The sequence below is a fragment of the Enterobacter sp. KBR-315C3_2022 genome (assembly GCF_041399425.1).
GTDB lineage: Bacteria > Pseudomonadota > Gammaproteobacteria > Enterobacterales > Enterobacteriaceae > Enterobacter.
This window is the reverse complement of sequence record NZ_JBGKEB010000001.1, coordinates 536513-562025: the sequence shown is the minus strand read 5'-3', so window position 1 is coordinate 562025 and position 25513 is coordinate 536513. Positions and strand designations below refer to the sequence as shown.

Sequence of the window (25513 nt, the reverse complement as noted above, 5' to 3'; positions counted from 1 at the left end):
GGATGAAATTGGCTTTGGTGAACTGATACTGGCCCGGTACGACAGACGAAATCATCGTATAATCCGGGCCGATTAAGTCAAAAAGTGTTACCTATGTGACCGGTCAGATCTGTAACCCATGTGACCGGTTCATACAGCCGCCGCCCCCTTCACAATCCGGGCTCCCGGCCTGCAGGAAACGCCTCAGCGATTTTCAGCCGGACCGGGATGTCGCTTTAAGTACTTTATTCTGTTAATGAAATCCTAACCGCTGCTGGCTGAGATCCCTCTCCCTGTGGTAAAAGCACCAGACCGCAGTGCAGCCTAACCACCCGGTGGCGCTTCGCTTACCGGGCCTACGGACTAACGAATACCCTCTAGCCAAACCTCCATTCCCCCGCTACACTCCCTTCATCCATCAACCTACTGAATATATAAGGAGGACCGATATGCTGTACTGTGAAATTTTCAATTTTTCACATACCTTAGGCGATCGCGTCTGCTCAAGCGTTACCGATATCGTGCTGCGATAACGTCGGCTTGAGCGAAGACACAACCCCCTGAAATCCCTTCCCTCGGGCTTACTGAGTTATCGTCAGCGATGTTTGACGAGGCATAAACATGCCTGTAACTCTTGGGTAAGCAACAATGAGCACTTTACTCACTGCACAATCTTTACGCGTTGAAACGGCGTTTGGCACGCTCTTCGACTCCCTCTCCTTTACGCTGAAAAAAGGCGACCGCATTGGCCTGCTGGGCGATAACGGCTGCGGCAAAAGCACGCTCTTGAAGATCCTCGACGGCACCGACTCCCCCGCTTTCGGCACCGTTGCGCTGGCCGGGCATTGCCTGCTGGCGCGCGTGGAACAGCATCTGCCGCAGGATCTTCTCTCGCTGACCATGCTGGACGCGGTGCTGGCGCAACTCCCGGCCGCTGAACGGGAAAGCCTGCGCTGGAAGGCGGAAACGCTGCTGGCCGGAATGGGCTTTACGCCGAACGATATGGCGCTGCAGTCCGCCACGCTCAGCGGCGGCCAGCACACGCGGCTGCTGCTGGCGCGGGCGCTGATTAGCGATCCGGACCTGCTGCTGCTTGACGAGCCCAGCAACCACCTCGATTTGCCGACCCTGCTCTGGCTGGAGCAGTTTTTACGAGCCTGGTCGGGAAGCTTCGTGCTCGTCTCGCACGACCGGCAGCTGCTGGACGCCGTCACCAACGGCAGCTGGATCCTGCGCGATAAAACGCTGCACTACTTCGCTCTGCCCTGCACGGCGGCGCGTAAGGCGCTGCTGGCGAAGGACGAAAGCGACGCGCAGCGCCACAAGGCGGAGCAAAAGGAGATTGACCGCGTCGCCGCCAGCGCCAGGCGGCTGGCGACCTGGGGCAAGGTCTACGACAACGAGGATCTGGCCCGCAAGGCGAAGCAGATGGAAAAACAGGTCGAGCGGCTGAAGGTGAGCCAGACCGAGCTCAAGGCGGGCAGCCCGTGGACGCTCACCCTGCGCGGCGACGCGCTGCGGGCTGACCGCCTGCTGGAGATGGAGGATCTTGCCGTACCGCCCGCGCCCGGCCTGCCCGCGCTGTTCAGCGTGGACGTCGCGCGGCTGAAAAGCGGCGATCGCGTGGCGATTGTCGGACGCAACGGCTGCGGCAAATCCTCCCTGATGCGGCTTATCTGGCGCCAGATGACCGGAGAACCGGCGGAGGACGGGCTGAAAATCCACCCTCGCGTCGCTCCCGGCTATTACGACCAGACGCTAAACCAGCTGCCGGACAACGCCACGCTGCTGGACGCGCTTGAGCCGTTTGCGCCCAACCCGCAGGATCGCAAGATGGCGTTGATCGGCGCCGGTTTCCCGTGGGCGCGCCACGGACAGAAGGTCTCCACCCTCAGCGGCGGAGAGCGTTCCCGCCTGCTGTTTGTCGGGCTGACGCTCGCCCGGTATAGCCTGCTGATGCTCGACGAGCCGACCAACCATCTGGATATGGAAGGCAAAGAGGCGCTGGCGGAAACCCTGCTGCAGTTTGAAGGCGGTGTTCTGCTGGTGAGCCACGATCGTCAGCTGATTAGCCACAGCTGCAACCGCTTCTGGCTGATAGAGGACGGCGCGCTCAGCGAGTGGCACGACGCGGAAGCCGTGTTCGAGCGGCTGCGCGAATCGTCAGGCGCTATGCCGCAGGCTGCGGCTGAGAAGGCCACCTCAACGCAGCCTTCGCCGTCGGACGATCTGCTCGAGCGCCTGGTTGCGCTGGAGACGCTGCTTGCCGAGGATCTGGCGCGCAAGCCGAAGCATCAAAAGCCGCAGCTTCAGGCGCAGTGGCGCGAGGAGATTAAAAACCTGGAAGAACAGCTGTAGTCCTGCGCCCGGCGGTTATTCCGCCGGGCCAGTTAATCACTGCGGGGCTTTTGCTTTCCACGCATCCCACGCTTGCTTAACCTCCTGCTTTGCCGCGGCGGCATCGTTAAAGCCGCTCAGCTCCACTTTTTTACGCCCTTCCGGCAGCTGCTTGTAGACGCGGAAAAATGACTCGAGGCGCTGAACCTCAATCTTCGGCAGATCGCTCAGCTCGTGGATGTCGTCGTAGGTCGGGTCGATTTTGCTGGCAGGAACCGCCACGATTTTGTCGTCCTTCTCGCCGCCGTCCACCATCTTCAGCACGCCGATGGCGCGCAGCTTGATCAGCGTGCCCGGCGCCAGCGGTGCGCGGGTATAGAAGATCACGTCCAGCGGATCGCCGTCACCGGCTAAAGACTGGGTCAGCGAGCCGTAGTTCGCCGGATACGCCACCGGCATGGACTGGAAGCGGTCGGCGACGATAAACCCGGTCTTTGCATCGGTTTCATATTTGATTATCCCGCCCGCCGGGATCTCCGTCACGGCGTAGAACTCTTCCGGGTTATTGTCCGGCTGAGGAAATTCAAGAATGTTTTGGGCCTGTACGGAAGCGGACAGGAAAACGCCCGCTGCGATAAGTTTTTTCACCAGATGCATTGTCTTTTAACTCTTCGGTTATTGGAAAGACAACACGTTACGTTTGGCGCATGACGGAATCATGACGTTTTTTTGGCAGTTTTATTCCCCCCTATTTATTAGAGGATCGCTCTGTTCTTAATCTGATATGCCCTGAATTTATTACATTATGTTGCGGTTACCTTGCATTAGCGCGGCAAAGTATTAATCCTTGAGGGGTAGTGTATGCAATGCAGATTCTCGTCATGAACAAGGAGAAACATATGAAGGCTGCTGTAGTGACTCACGATCATCAGGTTAACGTCACCGAAAAAACATTACGCCCGCTTGAGCACGGTGAGGCCCTGCTCAAAATGGAATGCTGCGGGGTGTGCCATACCGATCTTCACGTTAAGAACGGTGATTTCGGCGACAAAACCGGCGTGATCCTCGGGCACGAAGGGATTGGCATTGTGAAGGAGATCGGGCCAGGCGTGACCTCACTCAAGGTGGGCGATCGCGCAAGCGTAGCGTGGTTCTTCGAAGGCTGCGGCCACTGCGAATACTGTAACTCCGGGAACGAAACCTTGTGTCGCGACGTGAAAAACGCCGGCTATTCCGTTGACGGCGGCATGGCGCAGGAGTGCATCGTCACCGCCGATTACTCGGTTAAAGTGCCGGACGGGCTGGACTCCGCCGCGGCCAGCAGCATCACCTGCGCAGGTGTTACTACCTATAAAGCGGTGAAAATTTCCTACATCAAGCCTGGCCAGTGGATTGCCATTTACGGTCTCGGCGGGTTAGGTAACCTCGCGCTGCAGTATGCGAAAAACGTCTTTAATGCGAAGGTCATTGCCATCGACGTGAACGACGAGCAGCTGAAGCTGGCGGCCAGCATGGGCGCTGACTTGACCATTAACTCGCGCAATGAAGATGCCGCCAAGATCATTCAGGAGAAAACCGGCGGCGCGCACGCTGCGGTGGTGACGGCGGTAGCGAAAGCGGCGTTTAACTCTGCGGTGGATGCCGTGCGCGCGGGTGGCCGCGTGGTGGCCGTTGGCCTGCCGCCGGAGTCCATGAGCCTCGACATTCCGCGTCTGGTGCTGGACGGCATTCAGGTTGTGGGTTCGCTGGTGGGCACGCGTCAGGATCTGGTTGAAGCGTTCCAGTTTGCCGCCGAGGGCAAGGTGGTTCCGAAAGTGGCAATGCGCCCGCTGGAGGATATCAACGCCATCTTTAAAGAGATGGAACAAGGCCAGATTCGCGGCCGCATGGTTATCGATTTACGTTCGTAAATATCGTGCCGGGTGAAGGCGTCGCCCTCCCCGGCTTCTTTTCAGGAAGACCGCCTGTCGGCAATCCACTCCTGTACTTCAATCTGAAACGTATCCGGCGCTTTGCGGTACATCTTACGCGCAAGATCTAAAATCGTGTGCCGCGCCAGCTCCTCTTCCATCCGCTGCTGGGCGCTGTCCATCACCGAACGCACGCCGCACGGGCCGTCACACACCCACGCCGGGGGCGCTTCATCAAACACCGCCAGCCGCTGGCGAATTTCCCGACATTCAAACATGTTTTTTTCACCGTCGATGGCGTGCGCCACGTCCAGCACGGAGATCAGCTCGGCCGGACGCGCCAGCCTGAAGCCTCCGCCCTTGCCTTCGGTGCTGCTCACCAGCCCGGCGCGCGACAGGCGCGTGAAGATTTTGCCCAAGTAATCGTACGGCACGCCCTGCAGGGCAGCCATCTCCCGGACGCTCATCTCGCGCTCATTGCCTTTCGCATCCACCATACACATCAGGCTGTGAATGCCGTATTCCACACCGGAACTGTAAAACGCCATGGTTAACTCCAGATTGCTGTTCGGGCCATTATAACGAATTTTAACTCAGAAAGAAGTTGTCGCAGTTAACTCCGACAAGTATAGTTGCAGTTATGTCAGACATACGGCCTGACGATCAAAAGGATCGAACATGAAGAAGCAAATTTTAATTGTGGGTAGTGGTTTTTCCGGTATGTGGGCAGCCGTCAGCGCCGCCCGCCTGTCTGCGCTGGAAGGCAATAATGGCCTGAAGATCGCCGTACTGGCTCCCGCCCCCGAACTGCGCGTGCGCCCACGCTTCTACGAAGAAAAAGTGTCAACGCTGGTGGCTCCGCTGGGCGGGCTGTTTGACGAACTGGGCATCGAATTTATCGCCGGAAGCGCCGAATCCATTGATGTCAATGCTAAAACCGTGACCTGGCTTGATGCCAGCGGCGGCAAATCCGTCGTGTCCTACGAGCGTCTCGTGCTGGCGACGGGCAGCCAGGCCAGGCGCCCGCCGATTGCCGGGCTGGCTGAGCACGCCTTTGATATCGACCAGCTTGAGTCCGCGCAGGCGTTCGAAGCCCATCTTGATTCGCTGGCGGCGCACCCCGTCAGCGCGCAGCGCAATACCGTGGTGGTCTGCGGCGGCGGCTTTACCGGCATCGAGCTGGCCACCGAGCTCCCTGCCCGCCTGCGCGCGCGCTTCGGCGCAGATACGCAGACTAAAGTTATCGTAGTTGAAAGAGGCGCGGTTATCGGCGGACGCTACAGCGAGGCGCTGCGTAAAACCATTGAAGACGCAAGCCGCGAGCTGGGCGTGGAGTGGCGTCTGAACAGCGAAATTGAAGCAATTGATGAAGGCGGCGTGACGCTGAAAAACGGCGAGCGTATAGCGTCGTCCACCGTCGTCTGGACCGCTGGCGTAGAAGCCAACGCGCTGAGCCAGCAGATTAGCGACGATCGCGATAGCCAGGGCCGCCTTATCGTCAACGAAAACCTGCAGGTTGTGCAGCACCCGGACGTGTACGCCACCGGCGATATGGCCCATGCCAAAACGGACGACGTGGGGAACACCGCGCTGATGACCTGCCAGCACGCCATCCAGCTCGGCAAATTCGCCGGTCACAACGCGGCGGCCAGCCTGCTCGGCGCAGAGCCGTATCCCTATCGCCAGGTGAACTATGTGACCTGTCTGGATCTCGGCGCGTGGGGCGCGGTGTATACCGAAGGCTGGGATCAGCAGGTGAAATCGGTTCGCGATGAGGCGAAGAAAATCAAAATCGCCATCACCAACGAGCTGATCTATCCGCCAGCAGCGGACCGCGCGGTCGCCTTTGCCGCCGCCGATCCGCTGGCGAAATTTGTCTAGTTCCGATCTTTAGGCCGGCGCGCGCGCGCTGGCCTGAGCCCGTTTCGATTTGAGGTAGCCGTACAGCAGCAGCGACGTCATCGCCGAGAAGGACAGAATCGCCGCCGGAAGCGTGACGTAGCGCCAGCTGAAGCCCAGCACGATCATCATCCCGCCAAAGTACGCCCCTACCGCGCTGCCGAGATTAAAGGCCACCTGCCCGCCAGCAGCCCCTAAAAGTTCGCCCCCTTTCGCGTTTTGCAGCAGCAAAATTTGCAGCGGCGCGGAGAGCGCAAACAGCCCGGCGCAGCAGATAAAACCCATCACCAGCGAAGCCGTCTGCCGCTCGCCGAAGGCAAACAGCGAAAGCAGCGAGGCGACGATGATCAGGTCCGTGGTTGCCGCAATGCGCAGCGGGCTGAAGCGCGCCGACAGCTTTCCGCTCGCCAGATTGCCCAGCACCATGCCAAGCCCCATCAGCATCATGATCGCGGTCATCACCCCTTCGCTAAAGCCGGACACGCTCACCATAAACGGCTTCACGAAGCTGAACCACGCAAACACCCCGGCGTTGCCAAACAGCGTGGCGGAGAAAATAAGCCACGGCTCCGGCCGCTTGAGAAAATGAAACTGTTCGGCCAGCCGGGTTTCCGTTTTGTCATAGACGCTGGGCACCCACGCCAGCACGGACAAAATCACCAGCGCGTCGAAGGCGGCAATCAGCCAGAAGGTGTAGCGCCAGCTGAACGCATGCCCGAGCCAGGTGCCGAGCGGCACGCCCACCAGGTTAGCGACCGTCATCCCGGCGATCATGCCCGCAACGGCGACCGTCACCTTGCCCGGCGGCGCAATTTTCGACAGCAGGATCGCGCCGACGCCAAAGATAGCGCCGTGGGGGAAGCCGGAAATAAGCCGCCCGACCGCCAGCCCGGTATAGCTTGTCGACAGGCTAAAAATGGCGTTTCCGATGGCGCACAGGGCAACCAAAAACAGCAGCGTGGATTTCAGCGAAAACCGGCTGGAAAACAGCGCCACCACCGGCGCGCCAATCACCACGCCAAACGCATAGAACGAGATCATGTTCCCGGCGGAGGGAATGGATATCCCGGTATCGTGCGCCAGCTCGGTGAGGACGCCCATAATGCCGAACTCGGCCATACCGAGACCGAACGTGCCGAGCGCCAGCGAAAAGATCGTTTTTTTCATACCGCAACCACAAAGAAAAGAGAGGCAACCGGCATTATTGACCAAACTGGTATGGTGAACCAGTTCAAAACCGATCTCTGACACGTTAGTCCATTTATTCAGGTCGATTACACTTCAGGTAGACCCGCAAGAGGATGACAGGTATGGGCAGCAAAAAGAACGCGAACAAAGTGGTTGATGACGCAGCGAAAACGCCCCTGAAAACGAAAGAGTATGAAAAAGAGCTGCGCCGCCTGCACGTAGAGCTGGTGAAGCTTCAGCAGTGGGTGGTCAGCAAAGGTTTGAAGGTCTGTATCGTGTTTGAAGGGCGAGACGGCGCGGGCAAAGGAGGTACGATTAAAGCCATCACCGAGCGCGTCAGCCCCCGGGTTTTCCGGGTTGTCGCCCTGCCGGCCCCTACCGAAAAGGAGAAAAGCCAGCTCTATTTACAGCGCTACGTTTCCCACCTGCCTTCGGCCGGAGAAATCGTCATTTTCGATCGCAGCTGGTATAACCGCGCGGGCGTTGAGCGCGTGATGGGCTTTTGTACCGAAGAACAGGTTGAGAAGTTTCTGGACGGCACGCCGGTGATGGAAAAAGCGATGGTTGATGCGGGGATCATCTTACTGAAATACTGGCTCGAGGTGACGCCAAAAGAGCAGGAGCGTCGCCTTCGCGACCGAATTAATGACGGACGAAAGACCTGGAAGCTGTCGCCCATGGATATTAAATCGTTCAACCTCTGGGACGAATATACCGTGGCGCGGGACGAGATGTTTAAAGCCACCGACACCGCGTGGGCACCGTGGTTTGTTGCACGGTCGGAGGATAAAAAACGCGTGCGGCTTAATATTATTTCGCACCTGCTTTCGCAGATCCCCTATAAAGACCTGCATATCGAAACGCTGGATTTACCGAAGCGTAAAATTGGTAAGGTGAAGCCGACAAAATACCCGTTCAGGTTTATACATGAACGGTTTTAGCAAAACGCCGCCGGTCAAAACCGGCGGCGCTTACGCTATTTAAGCCCTTCGCTACTCTCTTCTTTCGCTTCCATGCGCTCAACGTCGCGATACCAGCGCGGGTGGTGTTTCTGCGCCCAGCGGCGGCTCACCTTCCCTTCGATCATCCCCTTAATCGAGCCTTTCACCCAGAATGCCATGTACATATGGATCAGGATGGCGTGGATCAGAATGATGGCCGACGTGGCGTGGATCAGCAGCGCGTAGCGTACGACCTGGATCGGGAAGTACTGGGCAAAGTACGGACGCCAGATGATCACGCCGGTCACCAGCAGCACGAAAATCATGCTCATGATGGTCCAGAACATCATCTTCTGCCCGGCGTTGTATTTGCCGACTTTTGCGACCTTATGCTCGTTGCCCTTCAGAACCTCGATAATCCCCTTCACCCACGGAATGTCCTGCTTGTCCGGGATGTTGTGGTGAACGAAGCGCACGAACATAAACATCAGCACCACGAAAATCAGCACGCCGAAGAACGGGTGCAGAATGCGCCCCATCTGCGGCGTCCCGAAGGTTTCGGTCAGCCACTGCAGCGTCGGGAAGAAGAACGAAATCCCCGATACCGCCACCAGGAAGAAGCAGATCACCACCGTCCAGTGACAGGCGCGGTCGATAAACTTCGTGCGCACGATCATTTTCGACTTACTCATGATGATCCTCCTCGTCGTCATCCACCTCTTTGTTTGGCCCGATGCCGATGTAGTGATAAATCAGCCCGGCAAAGGTGGCGATAAAGCCCGCCGCGGAGAGCGGCTTAAGCGCCCCTTTCCACAGGTTGATCGAGGTATCGATCGCCGGATCTTTCGGCAGGTTGTGGTACAGCTCCGGCTGGTCGTTATGGTGCAGCACGTACATCACGTGCGTCCCGCCCACGCCCTGCGGGTTGTAAATGCCCGCGTTTTCGTAACCGCGCGCCTTAAGCTTGTCCACACGCTGCTGCGCCACTTCCAGCATCTCGGTCTTGGTGCCGAAGTGGATGGCGCCCGTTGGGCACGTCTTCACGCAGGCTGGCTCCTGGCCCACGCTGACGCGGTCCACGCACAGGGTGCATTTATAGACCCGGTTATCCTCTTTGTTGAGGCGCGGGACGTTAAACGGACACCCGGCAATGCAGTAGCCGCAGCCGATGCAGTGGTCCTGCTGGAAGTCGACGATCCCGTTGGCGTACTGAATGATCGCCCCCGCGGACGGGCACGCCTTCAGGCAGCCCGGGTCTTCGCAGTGCATGCAGCCGTCTTTGCGGATCAGCCACTCCAGCCTGCCGTTCTGGTCGGTTTCGCTAAAGCGCATCACCGTCCACGACTTGGCGCTCAGATCGGCCGGGTTATCGTAAACTCCGACGCAGTGCCCCACCTCGTCGCGAATGTCGTTCCACTCCGAGCACGCCACCTGGCAGGCTTTACAGCCCACGCAGGATGAAACATCGATAAGCTTGGCGACCTCGGCCTTGTAATCCCGCGCGCGGGGCGCGGGGGTCATGGCGTTTGTCGCGGAGCGTTTAATGATGTCTTGTGTTTCCATCGCCATTTATTCGCTCCTTACGCTTTCTCGATGTTAACCAGAAACGCTTTGTACTCCGGCGTTTGCGAGTTGGAATCGCCGACGTTAGGCGTCAGGGTGTTGGCGATGTAGCCTTTCTGCGCCACGCCCTCAAAGCCCCAGTGCAGCGGAATACCCACGGTTTCCACCTGCTGGCCGTGCACGTTCAGCGTCTGCAGACGGCGGGTCACCACCGCCACGGCGCGAATGAACCCGCGCTTGCTGCTGACCGTCACGCGGTCGCCGTTGGCAATGCCCTTCGCCTTCGCCAGCGTTTCGCTGATTTCCACGAACTGTTCCGGCTGGGCGATGGCGTTAAGCCGCGCGTGCTTGGTCCAGGTGTGGAAATGCTCGGTCAGGCGATAGGTCGTTCCCACGTACGGGAATTTGTCCTTCTTGCCCAGGCGCAGCACGTCGTCCTCGTAGATACGCACCACCGGACTCGAGATCACGTTCGGGTGCAGCGGGTTGGTGCCGAGCGGCGTTTCCATCGGCTCGTAGTGCTCCGGGAACGGCCCTTCCGCCAGCTTGTCGAGGGCGAACAGGCGGCCCAGCCCTTCCGGCTGCATGATGAACGGCCCGGTTTTGCTGCCCGGCGCGGCGGTGTTGAAGTCCGGGATGTCGTTCCCCGCCCACTTCGATCCGTTCCACTCGATCAGCATCCGTTTCGGATCCCACGGCTTGCCGTTGACGTCCGCAGACGCGCGGTTGTACAGCACGCGGCGGTTCAGCGGCCACGCCCATGCCCAGCCCAGCGTATTGCCAAGGCCTGACGGATCGGCGTTGTCGCGGTTGGCCATCTGGTTACCCTGCTCGGTCCAGCTTCCGGCGTAGATCCAGCAGGAAGAGGCCGTGGTGCCGTCGTCGCGCAGCAGCGCGAAGCTGTTCAGCAGCTGGCCCTTCTTCGCCAGCAGGTTGCCGTTGGCATCAAAGAGATCTTCCAGCGCAACGCCGTTGTTCTCTTTCGCCACTTCCTCTGACTCAGGATGGTCCGGCTGCTTGTAGCTCCAGCTCATCTTCAGCAGCGGCTCGGCGCCTTTGCCGCCTTCCGTGCGGTACATGTCGCGCAGGCGATGGTAAATACCGGCCAGAATTTCGCCGTCATTACGCGCTTCGCCCGGCGCGTCCTGGCCCTTCCAGTGCCACTGCAGCCAGCGGCCGGAGTTGGCAATCGAGCCGTCCTCTTCCGCGAAGCAGGTGGACGGCAGGCGGAACACCTCGGTCTGAATCGACGCCGGGTCGACGTCGTTAGACTCGCCGTGGTTCTGCCAGAAGGTGGACGTTTCGGTCACAAGCGGATCGATAACCACCATGTACTTCAGCTTGCTGAGGCTGCGAACCACCTTGTTTTTATCCGGGAACGACGCGACCGGGTTAAAGCCCTGGCAGATGTAGCCGGTGACGCTGCCCTTATCCATCATGTTGAAATACTTGATGACGTCGTAGGCCTGGTCCCACTTCGGCAGCCACTCAAAGCCCCAGTCGTTTTCCTTCTGCGCCGCATCGCCGTAGAAGGATTTCATCAGGCTGACGGCGAACTTCGGATAGTTGCTCCAGTAGTTCACCTGGTCCGGCAGCGTGGCTTTCGGCGTATTCGCCGTAAGCCAGGTCTGGAAATCGGTCTGTTTTTCCGACGGCAGCGTCAGGTAGCCCGGCAGGCTGGTCGACAGCAGGCCGAGATCGGTCAGGCCCTGAATATTGGAGTGGCCGCGCAGCGCGTTCACGCCGCCGCCCGCCATGCCCATGTTGCCCAGCAGCAGCTGGATCATCGCCATGGTGCGGATGTTCTGCGCGCCCACGGTGTGCTGCGTCCAGCCGAGCGCGTACAGGAAGGTGGTGGTTCTGTCCGCCGCGCTGGTCGAGGCCAGCACTTCGCACACCTTCAGGAAGTCCGCTTTTGGCGTCCCGCAGATGTTTTCCACTACGTCCGGGGTGTAGCGGGAAACGTGCTGCTTCAGCAGGTTCCACACACAGCGCGGATCGGTGAGCGTATCGTCGCGTTTCGCGTAGCCGTTTTCGTCGAACTGGTAGTTCCAGGAGGACTTGTCGTACTGGCGTTTTTCGGCGTCATAGCCGCTGAACAGGCCGTCGTCGAAGGCAAAATCGTCCCGCACCAGCAGGCCGGCGTTGGTGTAGTGCTTAACGTATTCGGCGTTAATTTTGTTGTTTTCGATCAGGTACAACAGCACGCCGGACAGGAACGTAATGTCCGTGCCGGAGCGGATTGGCGCATAGATATCGGCCACCGATGCCGTACGCGTGAAGCGCGGATCGACGACGATAAGCGTCGCATCGTTGTTGTTTTTCGCTTCCATCGCCCAGCGGAATCCCACCGGATGGGCTTCAGCGGCGTTACCGCCCATCACCACCACGACGTTAGCGTTTTTGATATCAACCCAGTGGTTGGTCATCGCACCGCGACCAAATGTTGGAGCAAGACTTGCTACCGTTGGTCCGTGTCAGACGCGCGCCTGGTTGTCTACCGCCAGCATGCCGAGCGAGCGCACGAATTTTTGCGTCAGCATGCCGGTTTCATTACTTGCCGCAGATGCGCAGAGCATCCCGGTGGAGAGCCAGCGGTTGACCGTCACGCCCTGCTCGTTCTTTTCGATAAAGTTGGCGTCGCGGTCGGCTTTCATCAGCTTCGCGATGCGGGAGAAGGCTTCATCCCACGAGATGCGCTGCCATTTATCGGAACCCGGCGCGCGGTATTCCGGATAGCGCAGGCGGTTTTCGCTGTGGACATAGTCCAGCAGGCCCGCCCCTTTTGGGCACAGCGCCCCGCGGCTTACCGGATGATCCGGATCGCCTTCAATATGGTAAATCGCTTCTTTGGCGTTCTTCGCGCCATCGCCCAGGCTATACATCAGTAGCCCACAACCTACGGAGCAGTATGTGCAGGTGTTGCGGATCTCTTTGGCGCGCAGCAGCTTAAAGTTGCGCGCCTGAGCCAGCGCCATCTTGGGAGCGAATCCCAGTGCGGCGACTGTTGTTCCGGCCATACCGCCCGCGCAGATTTTAAAAAATTGTCTGCGGCTGACGTCCATTGCTGTCCTCGTTATCTAATGAGACTTCGCGCCGCAAACTAACAGCAAAGCCCCTGTTTTTTTTGCGTCAAATCAAGGACGCCTGATTTAGCCCCCTAAATAGTCGCACCCGCTGGCTTTGCGTACTCCCAAAGGGCTAATTTTTGCATGGACTATTCGCAGGATGTATGCAATCGGTGTTATAAGTTTTCCCTTTGAATATGAGGGGAATGGCGAAGAGATGGACAGAAAGCGAGCAACGCTGATTGGGCTGGCGGCGATCCTGCTGTGGAGCACCATGGTCGGACTTATACGCAGCGTCAGCGAAGGGCTCGGCCCGGTGGGCGGCGCGGCGATGATCTACACCGTCAGCGGATTACTGTGTCTGGTCACCGTCGGTTTTCCCAATGTGAGGCGGTTTTCTCCGCGCTATCTGGTGGCGGGCAGCATCCTGTTCGTCAGCTACGAAATCTGCCTGGCGCTCTCCCTGGGCTACGCGGCCACGCGCGCGCAGGCCATCGAAGTGGGCATGGTCAACTACCTTTGGCCGAGCCTGACGATCGTCTTTGCCATCCTGTTCAACGGACAAAAATCGACGCTGTGGGTGATCCCCGGCCTGCTCGTTTCACTTCTCGGCGTCTGCTGGGTGCTGGGCGGCGACCGGGGGCTGCACGCGGATGAAATCATCCGCAACGTCGTCTCCAGCCCGCTGAGCTACGCGCTGGCCTTTGTCGGAGCCTTCATCTGGGCGGCCTACTGCACCGTGACCAGCAGATACGCGAAAGGCCAGAACGGCATTACCCTCTTCGTGCTGCTGACGGCCCTCAGCCTGTGGGTGAAATATGCCGTCAGCGATCAGCCGGAAATGGTCTTTAGCGTGCCGGTGGTGGTTAAGCTGTTGCTCTGCGGCGTGGCGCTTGGCTTCGGCTACGCGGCGTGGAACATTGGCATTTTGCACGGCAACGTCACGGTGCTTGCTGCGGTCTCCTATTTTACCCCCGTGCTCTCCGCCGCGCTGGCGGCCGCGGTGCTCAGCTCCCCGCTCTCGTTTTCCTTCTGGCAGGGCGCGCTGATGGTGTGCGCCGGCTCGCTCCTCTGCTGGTACGCCACGCGAAGCACCGCGAAATAGCGCACTAAAAAAGGCCTCCCTGAAAACAAGGAGGCCCCGATCCGCGCGCCGCGCGGTTACTGCTGCGGCGCTTTCGCGAGGCTAAACCACATCCCCACCGCCAGCACCAGCAGCATGGCGCCCGCGCTGCCCAGCGCCACGCTGTGGGAGGTGATAAACGCCGCCTTCGCGGCCCCGATCACCGACTCGGACATCGACGGCGTCAGATCCTGCGCCACCTTCACCGCTTCGCCAATCGACGACGAGGCCTTATCGGCCAGCGCTCCGCTCAGCCCCTGCGGCAGCACGATCGACGCCGAGAAGCTGCGGGTCAGCAGCAGGCCAAAGATCGCAATCCCCAGCCCCGCGCCCAGCTCGTAGGACATGGTTTCGATCGCCCCCGCCGCTGCCGCTTTCTCCTTCGGCGCGGCAGCCATAATCGCTGAGGTTGACGCCAGCAGCGCGCTGGCGGCGCTAAAGCCGAGCAGCACCATCAGGCTCCACGCCTGCCACTGCTGGGTGCTGAAGTCGAGCGTCGAGAGCCCGATAAAGCTGACGGCGCTAAGCCCCATGCCGCCCGCCGCAACGAGGCGCAGCCCCAGACGCCCGACCAGGATCCCGGCAATCGGGCCGCTAAAGCCGCTGGCGACCATCACCGGCAGCATAAACATGCCCGCCTCAAACGGCGTGAAGCCGTGAACAAACTGCAGCTCCTGCGCCATCAGCAGCTCAAAGCCAACCAGCGCGATCATCGCCGTCATCGCCATCACCACGCCGCTCAGGATGATGCGGTGGCAGAACAGGCGCATGTCGATCATCGGCACGCGGGCGCGAAGCTGGATGCGCACGAAGGTAAAGAGCATCGCCGCGCCGATCAGCAGCGTGCCCGCCACCAGCCACGGAGACAGCGCCCCCTTCAGCGCCGTTTTCGCGCTAAAGACCAGCAGCAGGATCGCGATAATCAGCATAATCGCGTGGCTGATGTTCAGCGGCTGCTCGGGCCGCCCCTGCTGCGCGGGCACAAAGCGCGCGGCCAGCATTACCACCACCAGCACGATCGGCACGTTGATTAAGAAGACCGCGCCCCAGTAGAAATGCTCAAGCAGCATACCGCCGATCAGCGGGCCAAACGCCGCGCCGCCGGAGCCGACCGCCGCCCAGACGCCAAGGGCGATATTGCGATCTTTGGCGTCAACGAACAGCGTGCGGATACCCGCAAGCGTGGCGGGAATGATCATCGCCGCCCCGATTGCCAGCGACGCGCGGGCGGCAATCAGCCACCCCGCCGACGGCGCAAACGCCGCGGCCAGCGACGACAGGCCAAACAGGGTGCTGCCGATAATCAGCAGCCGCTTAAAGCCAATGCGATCCCCCAGCGCGCCCATCGGCAGCACCATACCCGCCATCACCAGCGAGTAAATATCAATAATCCACAGCAATTCATTGCCGCTGGCACCCAGCGTCATGCTCAATGTCGGCGCAGCCACGTGCAGCACCGTCGCGTCAATCGCTACCGGGATATAGACCAGCACGATAATTACCAACGCTAACCACTGACGAAACATAAATTTCCTTTTCACCTAAAGCTGGACACATGTCCAGGAGGCGATCCTACGTAATGTTGAACACTTGTCCAGCTTTTTGTTACACTCGTTTCGTTCCCATTGAGAGAGAGTCACTATGCGGTATCTGACCAAGGACGAACGGCGAGAAGCGATTTTACAGGCGGCCATGCGCGTGGCGCTGGCGGAAGGGCTGGCGGCAATGACGGTGCGACGCATTGCGGCGGAGGCTGGCGTCGCGACCGGCCAGGTTCACCACCATTTTGCCTCCGTCGGAGAGCTAAAGTCGCTGACGTTCGTCAGGCTGATCCGCGACCTGCTGGATGCGGAAGTGGTCGGCGAGGAGGCCAGCTGGCGGGAACGCCTGCGGGCGATGCTCGGCAGCGACGAGGGCGGGTTTGAACCTTATATCCGGTTATGGCGCGAAGCGCAGATCCTGGCGAGCCGCGATGAGGACATAAAGGGCGCCTACGTGCTGACGATGGAAATGTGGCATCAGGATACCGTTGCCATTATTCAGGCCGGCGAGTCGGCAGGCGAATTTACCCTTTCGGATCGGGCTGAAAATATCGCATGGCGATTGATCGGGCTGGTATGCGGGCTTGACGGGATATACGTTTTAAATATGCCCGAAATGGACGATGACGCGTTTAATACCCATCTCGATAAATCTATCACCCTCGAATTGTATTAATACCTACAACGAGGTATTAAAATCCGCAAAACGTTACAATTAGTAACACATAAAGCGATACCCTATTCCCATTCCAAACTCGGGGGTTCGCTTTTTTATCTATCCTTTCAGAAGTATCCAAAAACATCCAATAACGTCAGTTCATTCCATCCTGTCATCTGTTTGATTTTATTCTACTTTTCTCTTTACTTGGTGAAGCAAGAGGGCGATATGTCATTTCAAGGTGAAAAAAATAATCAATACCTGCTTAAAGACTGGAAACCGGAAAACACGCAATTTTGGGAGAATAAAGGAAAGCCAATCGCGCGAAGAAATCTATGGATATCCGTCGCCTGCCTGCTGCTCGCCTTCTGCGTCTGGATGTTATTTAGCGCCATTGCGGTCAATCTGAATAAAGTCGGATTTAATTTCACCACCGACCAGCTTTTCATGCTTACCGCCCTTCCTTCCCTTTCCGGCGCGATATTGCGCGTGCCCTATTCCTTTATGGTGCCGATATTTGGCGGGCGCTACTGGACGGTAGTGAGCACGGTGATCCTGATTGTTCCCTGCGTCTGGCTGGGGATCGCCATTCAGAACACCGCCACGCCGTACTGGGTGTTTATCATCATCGCGCTGCTGTGCGGCTTTGCCGGGGCTAACTTTGCCTCCAGCATGGGCAACATCAGCTTCTTCTTCCCGAAAGCCAAACAGGGCAGCGCGCTGGGGATCAACGGCGGGCTGGGCAATCTCGGCGTCAGCGTGATGCAGCTGGTCGCACCGCTGGTGATTTTCCTGCCGATGTTCACCTTCCTCGGCGTTCACGGCGTGCCGCAGGAGGACGGCTCCACGATGTGGCTCGCCAACGCGGCGTGGATCTGGGCGCCGCTGCTGCTGCTGGCGACCGTGGCCGCCTTCTTTGGCATGAACGATATCGCCAGCTCTAAGGCGACGATTGCCAGCCAGCTGCCGGTGCTGAAGCGCTTTCACCTGTGGCTGCTGAGCCTGCTTTATCTGGCGACGTTCGGCTCCTTTATCGGCTTCTCGGCGGGCTTTGCCATGCTGTCGAAAACCCAGTTCCCGGACGTCAACATCCTGCACCTCGCCTTCTTTGGCCCGCTGATCGGCGCGCTGGCGCGCTCTGCGGGCGGGATGATCTCCGACCGGCTGGGCGGCGTGCGCGTCACGCTGATCAACTTCGTCTTTATGGCGATCTTCAGCGCCCTGATTTTCCTGACGCTGCCCGGCTCCGGCTCGGGCAGCTTCATGGCGTTCTACCTGGTGTTTATGGGGCTGTTCCTGACCGCAGGGCTGGGCAGCGGCTCTACCTTCCAGATGATTGCCGTGATTTTCCGCCAAATCACCCTCGCCCGCGTCAAGCAGCAGGGCGGCAGCGACGAGCAGGCGCAACACGAGGCGGTGACCGAAACGGCCGCCGCGCTGGGCTTTATCTCCGCCATTGGCGCCGTCGGCGGTTTCTTCATTCCTAAAGCCTTCGGCACGTCGCTGGCGATGACCGGCTCCCCGGTCGGGGCGATGAAGGTGTTCCTGGTGTTCTACATCGTCTGCGTGCTTGTCACCTGGCTGGTCTACGGCCGTAAATCCTCACAAAAATAATAATGCCTCTTTGCCGTAAGGCGCCGCGGCGCCCTGCGGCCACGTTATCGAAGCAGGAGAAATGTCATGAGCAAACTGTTGGACCGCTTTCGTTATTTCAAACAAAAAGGCGAAAGCTTCGCCGACGGGCACGGGCAGGTGTACCACACCAACCGCGACTGGGAGGACAGCTACCGCCAGCGCTGGCAGTTCGACAAAATCGTGCGTTCGACCCACGGCGTAAACTGTACGGGCTCCTGCAGCTGGAAAATCTACGTTAAAAACGGCCTCGTCACCTGGGAAACCCAGCAAACCGACTACCCGCGCACCCGCCCTGACCTGCCCAACCACGAGCCGCGCGGCTGCCCGCGCGGGGCGAGCTATTCCTGGTATCTCTACAGCGCCAACCGCCTGAAGTATCCGCTGGTGCGCCGTCGGCTGATCGAGCTGTGGCGCGAGGCGCTGGCCGAGCATCCCGATCCGGTTGTGGCCTGGGACGCCATTCAAAACGATCCGCAGAAGAGCCAAAGCTACAGGCAGGCGCGCGGCCACGGCGGCTTCGTGTGCTCGAACTGGAAAGAGCTTAACCAGCTGATTGCCGCCGCCAACGTCTGGACCATCAAAAACTTCGGCCCGGATCGCGTGGCCGGCTTCTCGCCGATCCCGGCGATGTCGATGGTCTCTTACGCCGCGGGCACGCGCTACCTCTCCCTGCTGGGCGGCACCTGCCTGAGCTTCTACGACTGGTACTGCGACCTGCCCCCCGCGTCGCCGATGACGTGGGGCGAGCAGACCGACGTGCCGGAGTCCGCCGACTGGTACAACTCCAGCTACATCATCGCCTGGGGCTCGAACGTGCCGCAGACGCGCACCCCGGACGCCCACTTCTTTACCGAGGTGCGCTATAAGGGCACCAAAACCGTTGCCATCACGCCGGACTTCTCCGAGGTCGCCAAGCTGAGCGACCAGTGGCTGGCGCCGAAGCAAGGCACCGACAGCGCCCTCGCCATGGCGATGGGCCACGTGATCCTTAAGGAGTTCCACCTCGATAACCCGAGCGATTACTTCCTCAACTACTGCCGCCGCTACACCGACATGCCGATGCTGGTGCTGCTCGACGAACAGGCCGACGGACGCACGGTGCCGGGGCGCATGCTGCGCGCGTCCGATCTGGCCGACGGCCTCGGCGAAGCCAATAACCCGGAGTGGAAAACCATCGCCTTTGACGTCGCGGGCAATCTGGTGGTGCCAAACGGATCGATCGGCTTCCGCTGGGGAGAAAAAGGCAAATGGAACCTCGAAACGCTGGCGGCGGGCAGCGAAACCGAGCTTACGCTCTCCCTGCTCATCACCCACGACAGCATCGCCGAGGTGGCGTTCCCCTACTTTGGCGGTAACGAAAACCCGCACTTCCGCAGCGTCAAGCAGGAACCGGTATTGTATCGCCGCGTGCCGAGCAAAATCCTGACCCTCGCCGACGGCAGCCAGCAACGCGTGGCCAGCGTGTACGACCTGGTGCTGGCCAACTACGGGCTCGACCGCGGCCTGGAGGACAGCAACGCGGCGGCAAGCTATGCCGACGTGAAAGCCTATACCCCGGCCTGGGGCGAGCAGATCACCGGCGTTCCGGCGTACCTGATCGAAAAAATTGCCCGCGAATTTGCCGACACCGCGCACAAAACGCACGGCCGGTCGATGATTATTCTCGGTGCCGGGGTGAACCACTGGTACCACATGGACATGAACTACCGCGGGATGATCAACATGCTGGTCTTCTGCGGCTGCGTCGGGCAGAGCGGCGGCGGCTGGTCGCACTACGTCGGCCAGGAGAAGCTGCGCCCGCAGACCGGCTGGCTGCCGCTGGCCTTCGCGCTGGACTGGAACCGCCCGCCGCGCCAGATGAACAGCACCTCGTTCTTCTATAACCACGCCAGCCAGTGGCGCTATGAAAAGCTGACCGCGCAGGAGCTGCTCTCTCCGCTAGCCGACGCCTCGAAGTTCAGCGGCCACCTGATCGACTTCAACGTCCGCGCCGAGCGCATGGGCTGGCTGCCGTCCGCGCCTCAGCTCAACCTTAACCCGCTGCACGTGAAGGCGCGCGCGGAAGCCGCGGGAATGACGCCGCAGGACTATACCGCGGCGGCGCTGAAGTCCGGCGATATCCGCTTCGCCTGCGAACAGCCCGACAGCGGCAAAAACCACCCGCGCAACCTGTTCGTCTGGCGCTCAAACCTGCTCGGCTCGTCCGGTAAAGGCCATGAGTACATGCTGAAATACCTGCTCGGCACCGAGAGCGGTATTCAGGGCGAGGACCTGGGCTCGACCAACGACGTCAAGCCGGAAGAGGTGGAGTGGCAGACCGCCGCCATCGAGGGCAAGCTGGACCTGCTGGTGACGCTCGATTTCCGCATGTCCAGCACCTGCCTGTTCTCGGATATCGTCCTGCCGACCGCCACCTGGTACGAAAAAGACGACATGAATACCTCGGATATGCATCCGTTTATTCACCCGCTCTCCGCCGCCGTCGATCCGGCGTGGGAATCGCGCAGCGACTGGGAGATCTACAAAGGCATCGCCAAAGTCTTCTCCGAGGTGTGCGTGGGGCATCTGGGCACCGAAACCGACGTGGTGCTGCAGCCGCTGCAGCATGATTCTCCGGCGGAGCTCTCCCAGCCGTTTGATATTCAGGACTGGCGCAAGGGCGAATGCGACCTGATCCCCGGCAAAACCGCGCCGAACATTGCGGTGGTTGAGCGTAACTACCCGGAAACCTACGAGCGCTTTACCTCGCTGGGCCCGCTGATGGACAAGCTCGGCAACGGCGGAAAAGGCATTTCGTGGAACACCCAGAACGAGGTGGATTTCCTCGGCAAGCTTAACTACGTCAAGCTCGACGGCCCGGCAAAAGGCCGCCCGCTGATCGAGACGGCGATTGACGCCTCGGAGGTGATCCTCGCCCTCGCGCCGGAGACCAACGGCCAGGTGGCGGTGAAGGCCTGGCAGACGCTCGGGGAGTTAACCGGGCGCGACCATACCCATCTGGCGATCAACAAGGAAGACGAGAAAATCCGCTTCCGCGACATTCAGGCGCAGCCGCGCAAAATCATCTCCAGCCCGACCTGGTCCGGCCTTGAGAGCGAGCACGTCTCGTATAACGCGGGCTACACCAACGTCCACGAGCTGATCCCGTGGCGCACCCTCTCCGGCCGCCAGCAGCTCTATCAGGATCACGCGTGGATGCGCGCCTTTGGCGAAAGCCTGGTGGCCTATCGTCCGCCGATTGACACCCGCAGCGTGACCCACATGCGCGAGATCCCGCCGAACGGCTTCCCGGAAAAAGCGCTGAACTTCCTGACGCCGCACCAGAAGTGGGGCATTCACTCCACCTACAGCGAAAACCTGCTGATGCAGACCCTGTCGCGCGGCGGGCCGATCGTCTGGCTCAGCGAAACCGACGCCCGCGAGCTGGGCATTGAGGATAACGACTGGATCGAAGCCTTCAACGCCAACGGCGCCCTCACCGCCCGCGCGGTGGTCAGCCAGCGCGTGCCCCCGGGCATGACCATGATGTACCACGCCCAGGAGCGCATCCTGAACATTCCGGGTTCAGAGGTAACCGGACGGCGCGGGGGCATTCACAACTCGGTGACGCGCGTTTGTCCGAAGCCGACGCACATGATCGGCGGCTACGCGCAGCTCGCCTACAGCTTTAACTATTACGGCACCGTCGGCTCCAACCGCGACGAGTTCATCATGATCCGCAAAATGAAAAACATTAACTGGCTGGACGGCGAAGGTCGGGATCAGGTTCAGGAGGCGAAAAAATGAAAATACGCTCACAGGTTGGCATGGTACTGAATCTCGATAAGTGCATCGGCTGCCACACCTGCTCGGTCACCTGTAAAAACGTCTGGACCGGGCGCGAAGGCATGGAGTACGCGTGGTTCAACAACGTGGAGACCAAGCCGGGTATTGGCTATCCGAAAAACTGGGAAGATCAGGAGGAGTGGCAAGGCGGCTGGGTGCGCGGCATTACCGGCAAGCTGACCCCGCGCCTCGGCGGCCGCGTCGGCGTGCTGTCGAAAATCTTCGCCAACCCGTCGCTGCCGGGCATCGACGATTACTACGAGCCGTTCACCTTTGACTACCAGGATCTGCACCGCGCGCCGGAAGGCGATCATCTGCCGACCGCCCGCCCCCGCTCGCTGCTGACCGGCAAGCGCATGGATAAAATCGTCGGCGGTCCGAACTGGGAAGAGCTGCTCGGCGGCGAGTTCGAAAAGCGCGCGCGCGACCGCAACTTCGACAAAATTCAGAAGGAAATGTACGGCCAGTTCGAGAACACCTTCATGATGTATCTCCCGCGCCTGTGCGAGCACTGCCTGAACCCAAGCTGCGTGGCGACCTGCCCGAGCGGCGCGATCTACAAGCGCGAAGAAGACGGGATTGTGCTGATCGACCAGGACAAATGCCGCGGCTGGCGCATGTGCATCAGCGGCTGTCCGTACAAAAAAATCTACTTCAACTGGAAGAGCGGCAAGTCGGAAAAATGCATCTTCTGCTACCCGCGCATTGAATCCGGCCAGCCTACCGTCTGCTCGGAAACCTGCGTCGGGCGCATCCGCTATCTCGGGGTGCTGCTGTACGACGCGGACCGCATTGAGGAAGCGGCCAGCACCGAGCACGAAACCGATCTCTACGAGCGCCAGTGCGACGTGTTCCTTAACCCGCACGACCCGGCGGTCATCGAAGAGGCACTGAAGCAGGGTATTCCGCAGAACGTGATCGACGCCGCGCAAAAGTCCCCGGTCTACAAAATGGCGATGGACTGGAAGCTGGCCCTGCCGCTGCACCCGGAATACCGCACCCTGCCGATGGTCTGGTACGTGCCGCCGCTGTCGCCGATTCAGTCCTACGCCGACGCCGGCGGCCTGCCGATGAACGACGGCGTGCTTCCTGCGGTTGAGAACCTGCGCATACCGGTGCAGTATCTGGCGAACATGCTCAGCGCGGGCGACACCGGCCCGGTGCTGCGCGCGCTGAAGCGCATGATGGCGATGCGCCACTACATGCGCTCCCAGACCGTAGAAGGCGTAACGGACACGCGCGCGATCGAAGAGGTCGGCCTGACGGTTGAACAGGTTGAGGAGATGTATCGCTATCTCGCCATCGCCAACTACGAAGATCGCTTCGTGATCCCCACCAGCCACCGCGAGATGGCGCGCGACGCCTTCCCAGAGAAAAACGGCTGCGGCTTTACCTTCGGCGACGGCTGCCACGGCTCCGACACCAAATTCAACCTCTTCAACAGCAGCCGCATCGACGCGATCAACATCACCGAGGTGCGCGAACACGGGGAGGGAGAATAATGCAGATCCTCAAAATCATCGCGCTGCTGATCGAGTATCCCGATGAGACCCTGTGGGAAAGCCGTGACGAAGCGCTTTCCCTGATTGCCCAGGACGCGCCCATGCTGCTGCCGTTTGCGCGCCAGCACCTGAGCACCGCCCTGCTGGACAAGCAGGCCGAGTGGTGCGAAGTGTTCGAGCGGGGCCGCGCCACGTCGCTGCTGCTGTTCGAGCACGTTCACGCCGAGTCCCGCGATCGCGGCCAGGCGATGGTCGATCTGATGAGCCAGTACGAGAAGGCGGGCCTGCAGCTGGACTGCCGCGAGCTGCCGGACTACCTGCCGCTGTATCTGGAATACCTCAGCATCGTCACGGACGACGAGGCGCGCGACGGGCTGCAAAACGTCGCGCCGATCCTCGCGCTGATTGGCGGACGCCTCAAGCAGCGCGGCGTGGCGCACTATCAGCTGTTTGACGCCCTGCTCGCCCTGGCAGGAAGCCGCCTCTCAAGTGACAGTGTCACCAAACAGGTCTCGGGCGAAAAGCGCGACGACACCCGCCAGGCGCTGGACGCGGTCTGGGAAGAGGAACAGGTTAAGTTTATTGAGGACAACGCTACGTCGTGCGACAGCTCGCCGATGCAGCAATATCAACGACGCTTTAGCCAGGACGTCGCCCCGCAGTACGTCGACGTCAGCGCCGGAGGCCCAAAATGATGCCGTATCTGAACGTCTTTTTCTTCGATATCTACCCCTACGTGTGCGGCACCGTGTTCCTCGTCGGAAGCTGGCTGCGCTACGATTACGGCCAGTACACCTGGCGCGCCTCCTCCAGCCAGATGCTGGACAGGCGCGGCATGGTGCTGTGGTCGAATCTGTTCCACGTCGGCATTCTCGGCATTTTCTTCGGGCACCTGTTCGGCATGCTGACGCCGCACTGGGTCTACTCGTGGTTCCTGCCGATGTCGCAAAAGCAGCTGATGGCGATGATCCTCGGCGGCGTGTGCGGCGTGCTGACGCTGGTGGGGGGCGCGGGGCTATTGATCCGCCGCCTGACCAACCCGCGCGTTCGCGCCACCGCGACGACCGCGGATATTCTGATCCTCAGCATTCTGCTGGCGCAGTGCATTCTGGGACTCTCGACCATTCCGTTCTCCGCGCGGTATCCGGACGGGAGCGAAATGCTCAAGCTGGTGGACTGGGCGCAGTCGGTGGTGACGTTCCGCGGCGGCTCGTCTGAACATCTGAGCGGCGTGGCGTTTATCTTCCGCGTCCATCTGGTGCTGGGAATGACCATCTTCCTGATCTTCCCCTTCACGCGTCTGGTTCACGTCTGGAGCGCGCCGCTGGAGTATTTAACGCGGCGGTATCAGGTGGTGCGTTCGCGGCGTTAAATGTGTCGGGTGTCGGCTACGCCTTACCCGACCTACGTTCAAGGCCCGGTAAAGCGTAGCCGCTACCGGGCTATTTCCCCGCCTGCGGAAGCGTCTCAAATCCCGCCATCACCGCCGTCAGTTCCGCCAGTGAAAATCCGTGTTTCGGATCGTCAACGCCCAGGCCAAACCGCTCCAGCATCAGCGAATAGAGCGCCCCGGCGTCCGGCAGATGAATTTGCTCCTCCACATGACCGTTCTGCCAGTGGGTAAAGTGGAAGTTGGTGAGCGTCAGCTTGCCGCCGTCCGGCAGATGGCGGCACATCAGCAGGTGATGGCGAAAGTGGGACTGCGGCCAGTGCGCTGACCAGAAGTTGCCCATCACGTAATCGCTGAAATACTGCGCTGCCAGATCAAAGTGGTACATCGACTGCCAGTGCTCGTGATGACGGAACTGGAGCACCCAGTCGTTGCCCTCGCTCAGCAGCCGATAAAGCCCGTGCGGCGTCGTCTGCTCCTCGTTGGCAATCAGGCGAATCGGCGACGTCAGCGTTTGTCCGCCAAAGCCGACGTCCGCGATCCAGCGCTCGCCGTTAAGCTCAACCAGCAGCAGGCGGTGCGTGCGCGGCGGCATCTGCGGCGGATTCGCTAAAACCACCCTCCCCAACACGCTGCGTACCGTGAAGCCCACTTCGCGCAGCGCCCGTTCGAACAGGCCGTTTTGCTCAAAGCAGTAGCCGCCGCGTCGCGCCGTCATCAGCTTGTCGACCAGGCTTTGATCGTCAAGGTGGATCTCGCGCGGCAGGACGACATCGATATTTTCGAAAGGAATGGCGCTGTTGTGGTGAAGATGCAGTCCGCGCAGGGTGTCGATATCAACAGAAGACGGTTGCTTCCAGCCGATGCGGGCAAAATAGGCACTCAGAAATGGGGACATAGTTAATTCCTTAGTAAGATATTCCCTGTTTATAAACTATTTTGGCTTAACCAGAT

At 60.1% G+C, this 25513-nt stretch carries 19 protein-coding genes; 11 read left to right on the top strand and 8 right to left on the bottom strand.

Annotated features, from left to right (window positions below):
* The first annotated feature begins 627 nt into the window (after positions 1-627).
* Entirely contained in the window at positions 628-2337 is a 1710-nt protein-coding gene (locus AB8804_RS02805; protein ID WP_371182779.1) for an ABC-F family ATP-binding cassette domain-containing protein, read from the top strand.
* Between the two features lie 36 nt (positions 2338-2373).
* Here the strand turns inward: AB8804_RS02805 and AB8804_RS02800 are convergent, their stop codons facing one another.
* The gene (locus AB8804_RS02800; protein WP_371182777.1) at positions 2374-2973 is read right to left on the bottom strand and encodes an inorganic diphosphatase; all 600 of its coding nucleotides are present in this window, start codon (positions 2971-2973) and stop codon (positions 2374-2376) included.
* Positions 2974-3215: 242 nt separating this feature from the next.
* On the opposite strand from AB8804_RS02800, the gene adhP reads away from it, so the two are divergent.
* Complete coding sequence (gene adhP / locus AB8804_RS02795; RefSeq protein ID WP_371182776.1) at positions 3216-4226, top strand: alcohol dehydrogenase AdhP; 1011 nt, start codon at positions 3216-3218, stop codon at positions 4224-4226.
* Positions 4227-4267: 41 nt separating this feature from the next.
* On the opposite strand, the gene AB8804_RS02790 is transcribed toward adhP, so the two are convergent.
* Positions 4268-4774 (bottom strand): Rrf2 family transcriptional regulator, encoded by a 507-nt coding sequence (locus tag AB8804_RS02790; RefSeq protein WP_371182773.1) that lies wholly within the window; start codon positions 4772-4774, stop codon positions 4268-4270.
* A gap of 130 nt (positions 4775-4904) precedes the next feature.
* Here AB8804_RS02790 and AB8804_RS02785 point away from each other — a divergent pair, with 130 nt between their 5' ends.
* On the top strand, positions 4905-6107 hold the full coding sequence (locus tag AB8804_RS02785) for an NAD(P)/FAD-dependent oxidoreductase (protein WP_371182770.1): 1203 nt from the start codon (positions 4905-4907) through the stop codon (positions 6105-6107).
* A 9-nt stretch (positions 6108-6116) separates the two neighbouring features.
* Here the strand turns inward: AB8804_RS02785 and araJ are convergent, their stop codons facing one another.
* A complete protein-coding gene (gene araJ, locus AB8804_RS02780; RefSeq protein ID WP_371182768.1) occupies positions 6117-7292 on the bottom strand; it encodes an MFS transporter AraJ in 1176 nt (391 codons plus the stop codon).
* A gap of 134 nt (positions 7293-7426) precedes the next feature.
* Here araJ and ppk2 point away from each other — a divergent pair, with 134 nt between their 5' ends.
* Entirely contained in the window at positions 7427-8254 is an 828-nt protein-coding gene (gene ppk2 / locus AB8804_RS02775; protein ID WP_371182766.1) for a polyphosphate kinase 2, read from the top strand.
* Positions 8255-8289: 35 nt separating this feature from the next.
* Here ppk2 and fdnI read toward each other — a convergent pair whose 3' ends face one another.
* Genes fdnI through fdnG form a run of 3 tightly spaced genes read right to left on the bottom strand, consistent with a single transcriptional unit; the run spans position 8290 to position 12882 of the window.
* The gene (gene fdnI, locus AB8804_RS02770) at positions 8290-8946 is read right to left on the bottom strand and encodes a formate dehydrogenase-N subunit gamma (RefSeq protein WP_371182763.1); all 657 of its coding nucleotides are present in this window, start codon (positions 8944-8946) and stop codon (positions 8290-8292) included.
* The gene (fdxH, locus tag AB8804_RS02765; RefSeq protein WP_371182761.1) at positions 8939-9823 is read right to left on the bottom strand and encodes a formate dehydrogenase subunit beta; all 885 of its coding nucleotides are present in this window, start codon (positions 9821-9823) and stop codon (positions 8939-8941) included. The genes fdnI and fdxH overlap by 8 nt, the downstream gene beginning before the upstream one ends.
* 11 nt (positions 9824-9834) lie before the next feature.
* A complete protein-coding gene (fdnG, locus tag AB8804_RS02760) occupies positions 9835-12882 on the bottom strand; it encodes a formate dehydrogenase-N subunit alpha (protein WP_371182759.1) in 3048 nt (1015 codons plus the stop codon).
* Between the two features lie 220 nt (positions 12883-13102).
* Between fdnG and yddG the strand changes: the two genes are divergently transcribed.
* Entirely contained in the window at positions 13103-13990 is an 888-nt protein-coding gene (gene yddG / locus AB8804_RS02755) for an aromatic amino acid DMT transporter YddG (RefSeq protein ID WP_371182757.1), read from the top strand.
* A gap of 56 nt (positions 13991-14046) precedes the next feature.
* Here yddG and AB8804_RS02750 read toward each other — a convergent pair whose 3' ends face one another.
* A complete protein-coding gene (locus tag AB8804_RS02750; protein WP_371182755.1) occupies positions 14047-15534 on the bottom strand; it encodes an MFS transporter in 1488 nt (495 codons plus the stop codon).
* 115 nt (positions 15535-15649) lie between these two features.
* Between AB8804_RS02750 and AB8804_RS02745 the strand changes: the two genes are divergently transcribed.
* The 6 genes from AB8804_RS02745 (at position 15650) to narI (ending at position 24541) form a co-directional block, all read left to right on the top strand.
* Complete coding sequence (locus AB8804_RS02745; RefSeq protein WP_371182753.1) at positions 15650-16225, top strand: TetR family transcriptional regulator; 576 nt, start codon at positions 15650-15652, stop codon at positions 16223-16225.
* Positions 16226-16435: 210 nt separating this feature from the next.
* A complete protein-coding gene (locus AB8804_RS02740; RefSeq protein ID WP_371182751.1) occupies positions 16436-17821 on the top strand; it encodes a NarK family nitrate/nitrite MFS transporter in 1386 nt (461 codons plus the stop codon).
* A gap of 66 nt (positions 17822-17887) precedes the next feature.
* Positions 17888-21628 (top strand): nitrate reductase subunit alpha, encoded by a 3741-nt coding sequence (locus AB8804_RS02735; protein WP_371182749.1) that lies wholly within the window; start codon positions 17888-17890, stop codon positions 21626-21628.
* Positions 21625-23169, top strand: a complete 1545-nt coding sequence (narH, locus tag AB8804_RS02730; RefSeq protein ID WP_371182747.1) for a nitrate reductase subunit beta — start codon at positions 21625-21627, stop codon at positions 23167-23169. Before AB8804_RS02735 ends, narH begins: the two co-directional genes overlap by 4 nt.
* A complete protein-coding gene (gene narW / locus AB8804_RS02725; RefSeq protein WP_371182745.1) occupies positions 23169-23864 on the top strand; it encodes a nitrate reductase molybdenum cofactor assembly chaperone in 696 nt (231 codons plus the stop codon). Before narH ends, narW begins: the two co-directional genes overlap by 1 nt.
* Positions 23861-24541 carry a respiratory nitrate reductase subunit gamma gene (narI, locus tag AB8804_RS02720; RefSeq protein WP_371182743.1) on the top strand — a complete coding sequence of 227 codons (681 nt, stop codon included), beginning with the start codon at positions 23861-23863 and terminating at the stop codon, positions 24539-24541. Before narW ends, narI begins: the two co-directional genes overlap by 4 nt.
* A 70-nt stretch (positions 24542-24611) precedes the next feature.
* Here narI and nhoA read toward each other — a convergent pair whose 3' ends face one another.
* The gene (gene nhoA / locus AB8804_RS02715) at positions 24612-25457 is read right to left on the bottom strand and encodes an N-hydroxyarylamine O-acetyltransferase (RefSeq protein ID WP_371182741.1); all 846 of its coding nucleotides are present in this window, start codon (positions 25455-25457) and stop codon (positions 24612-24614) included.
* Positions 25458-25513 lie beyond the last annotated feature (56 nt).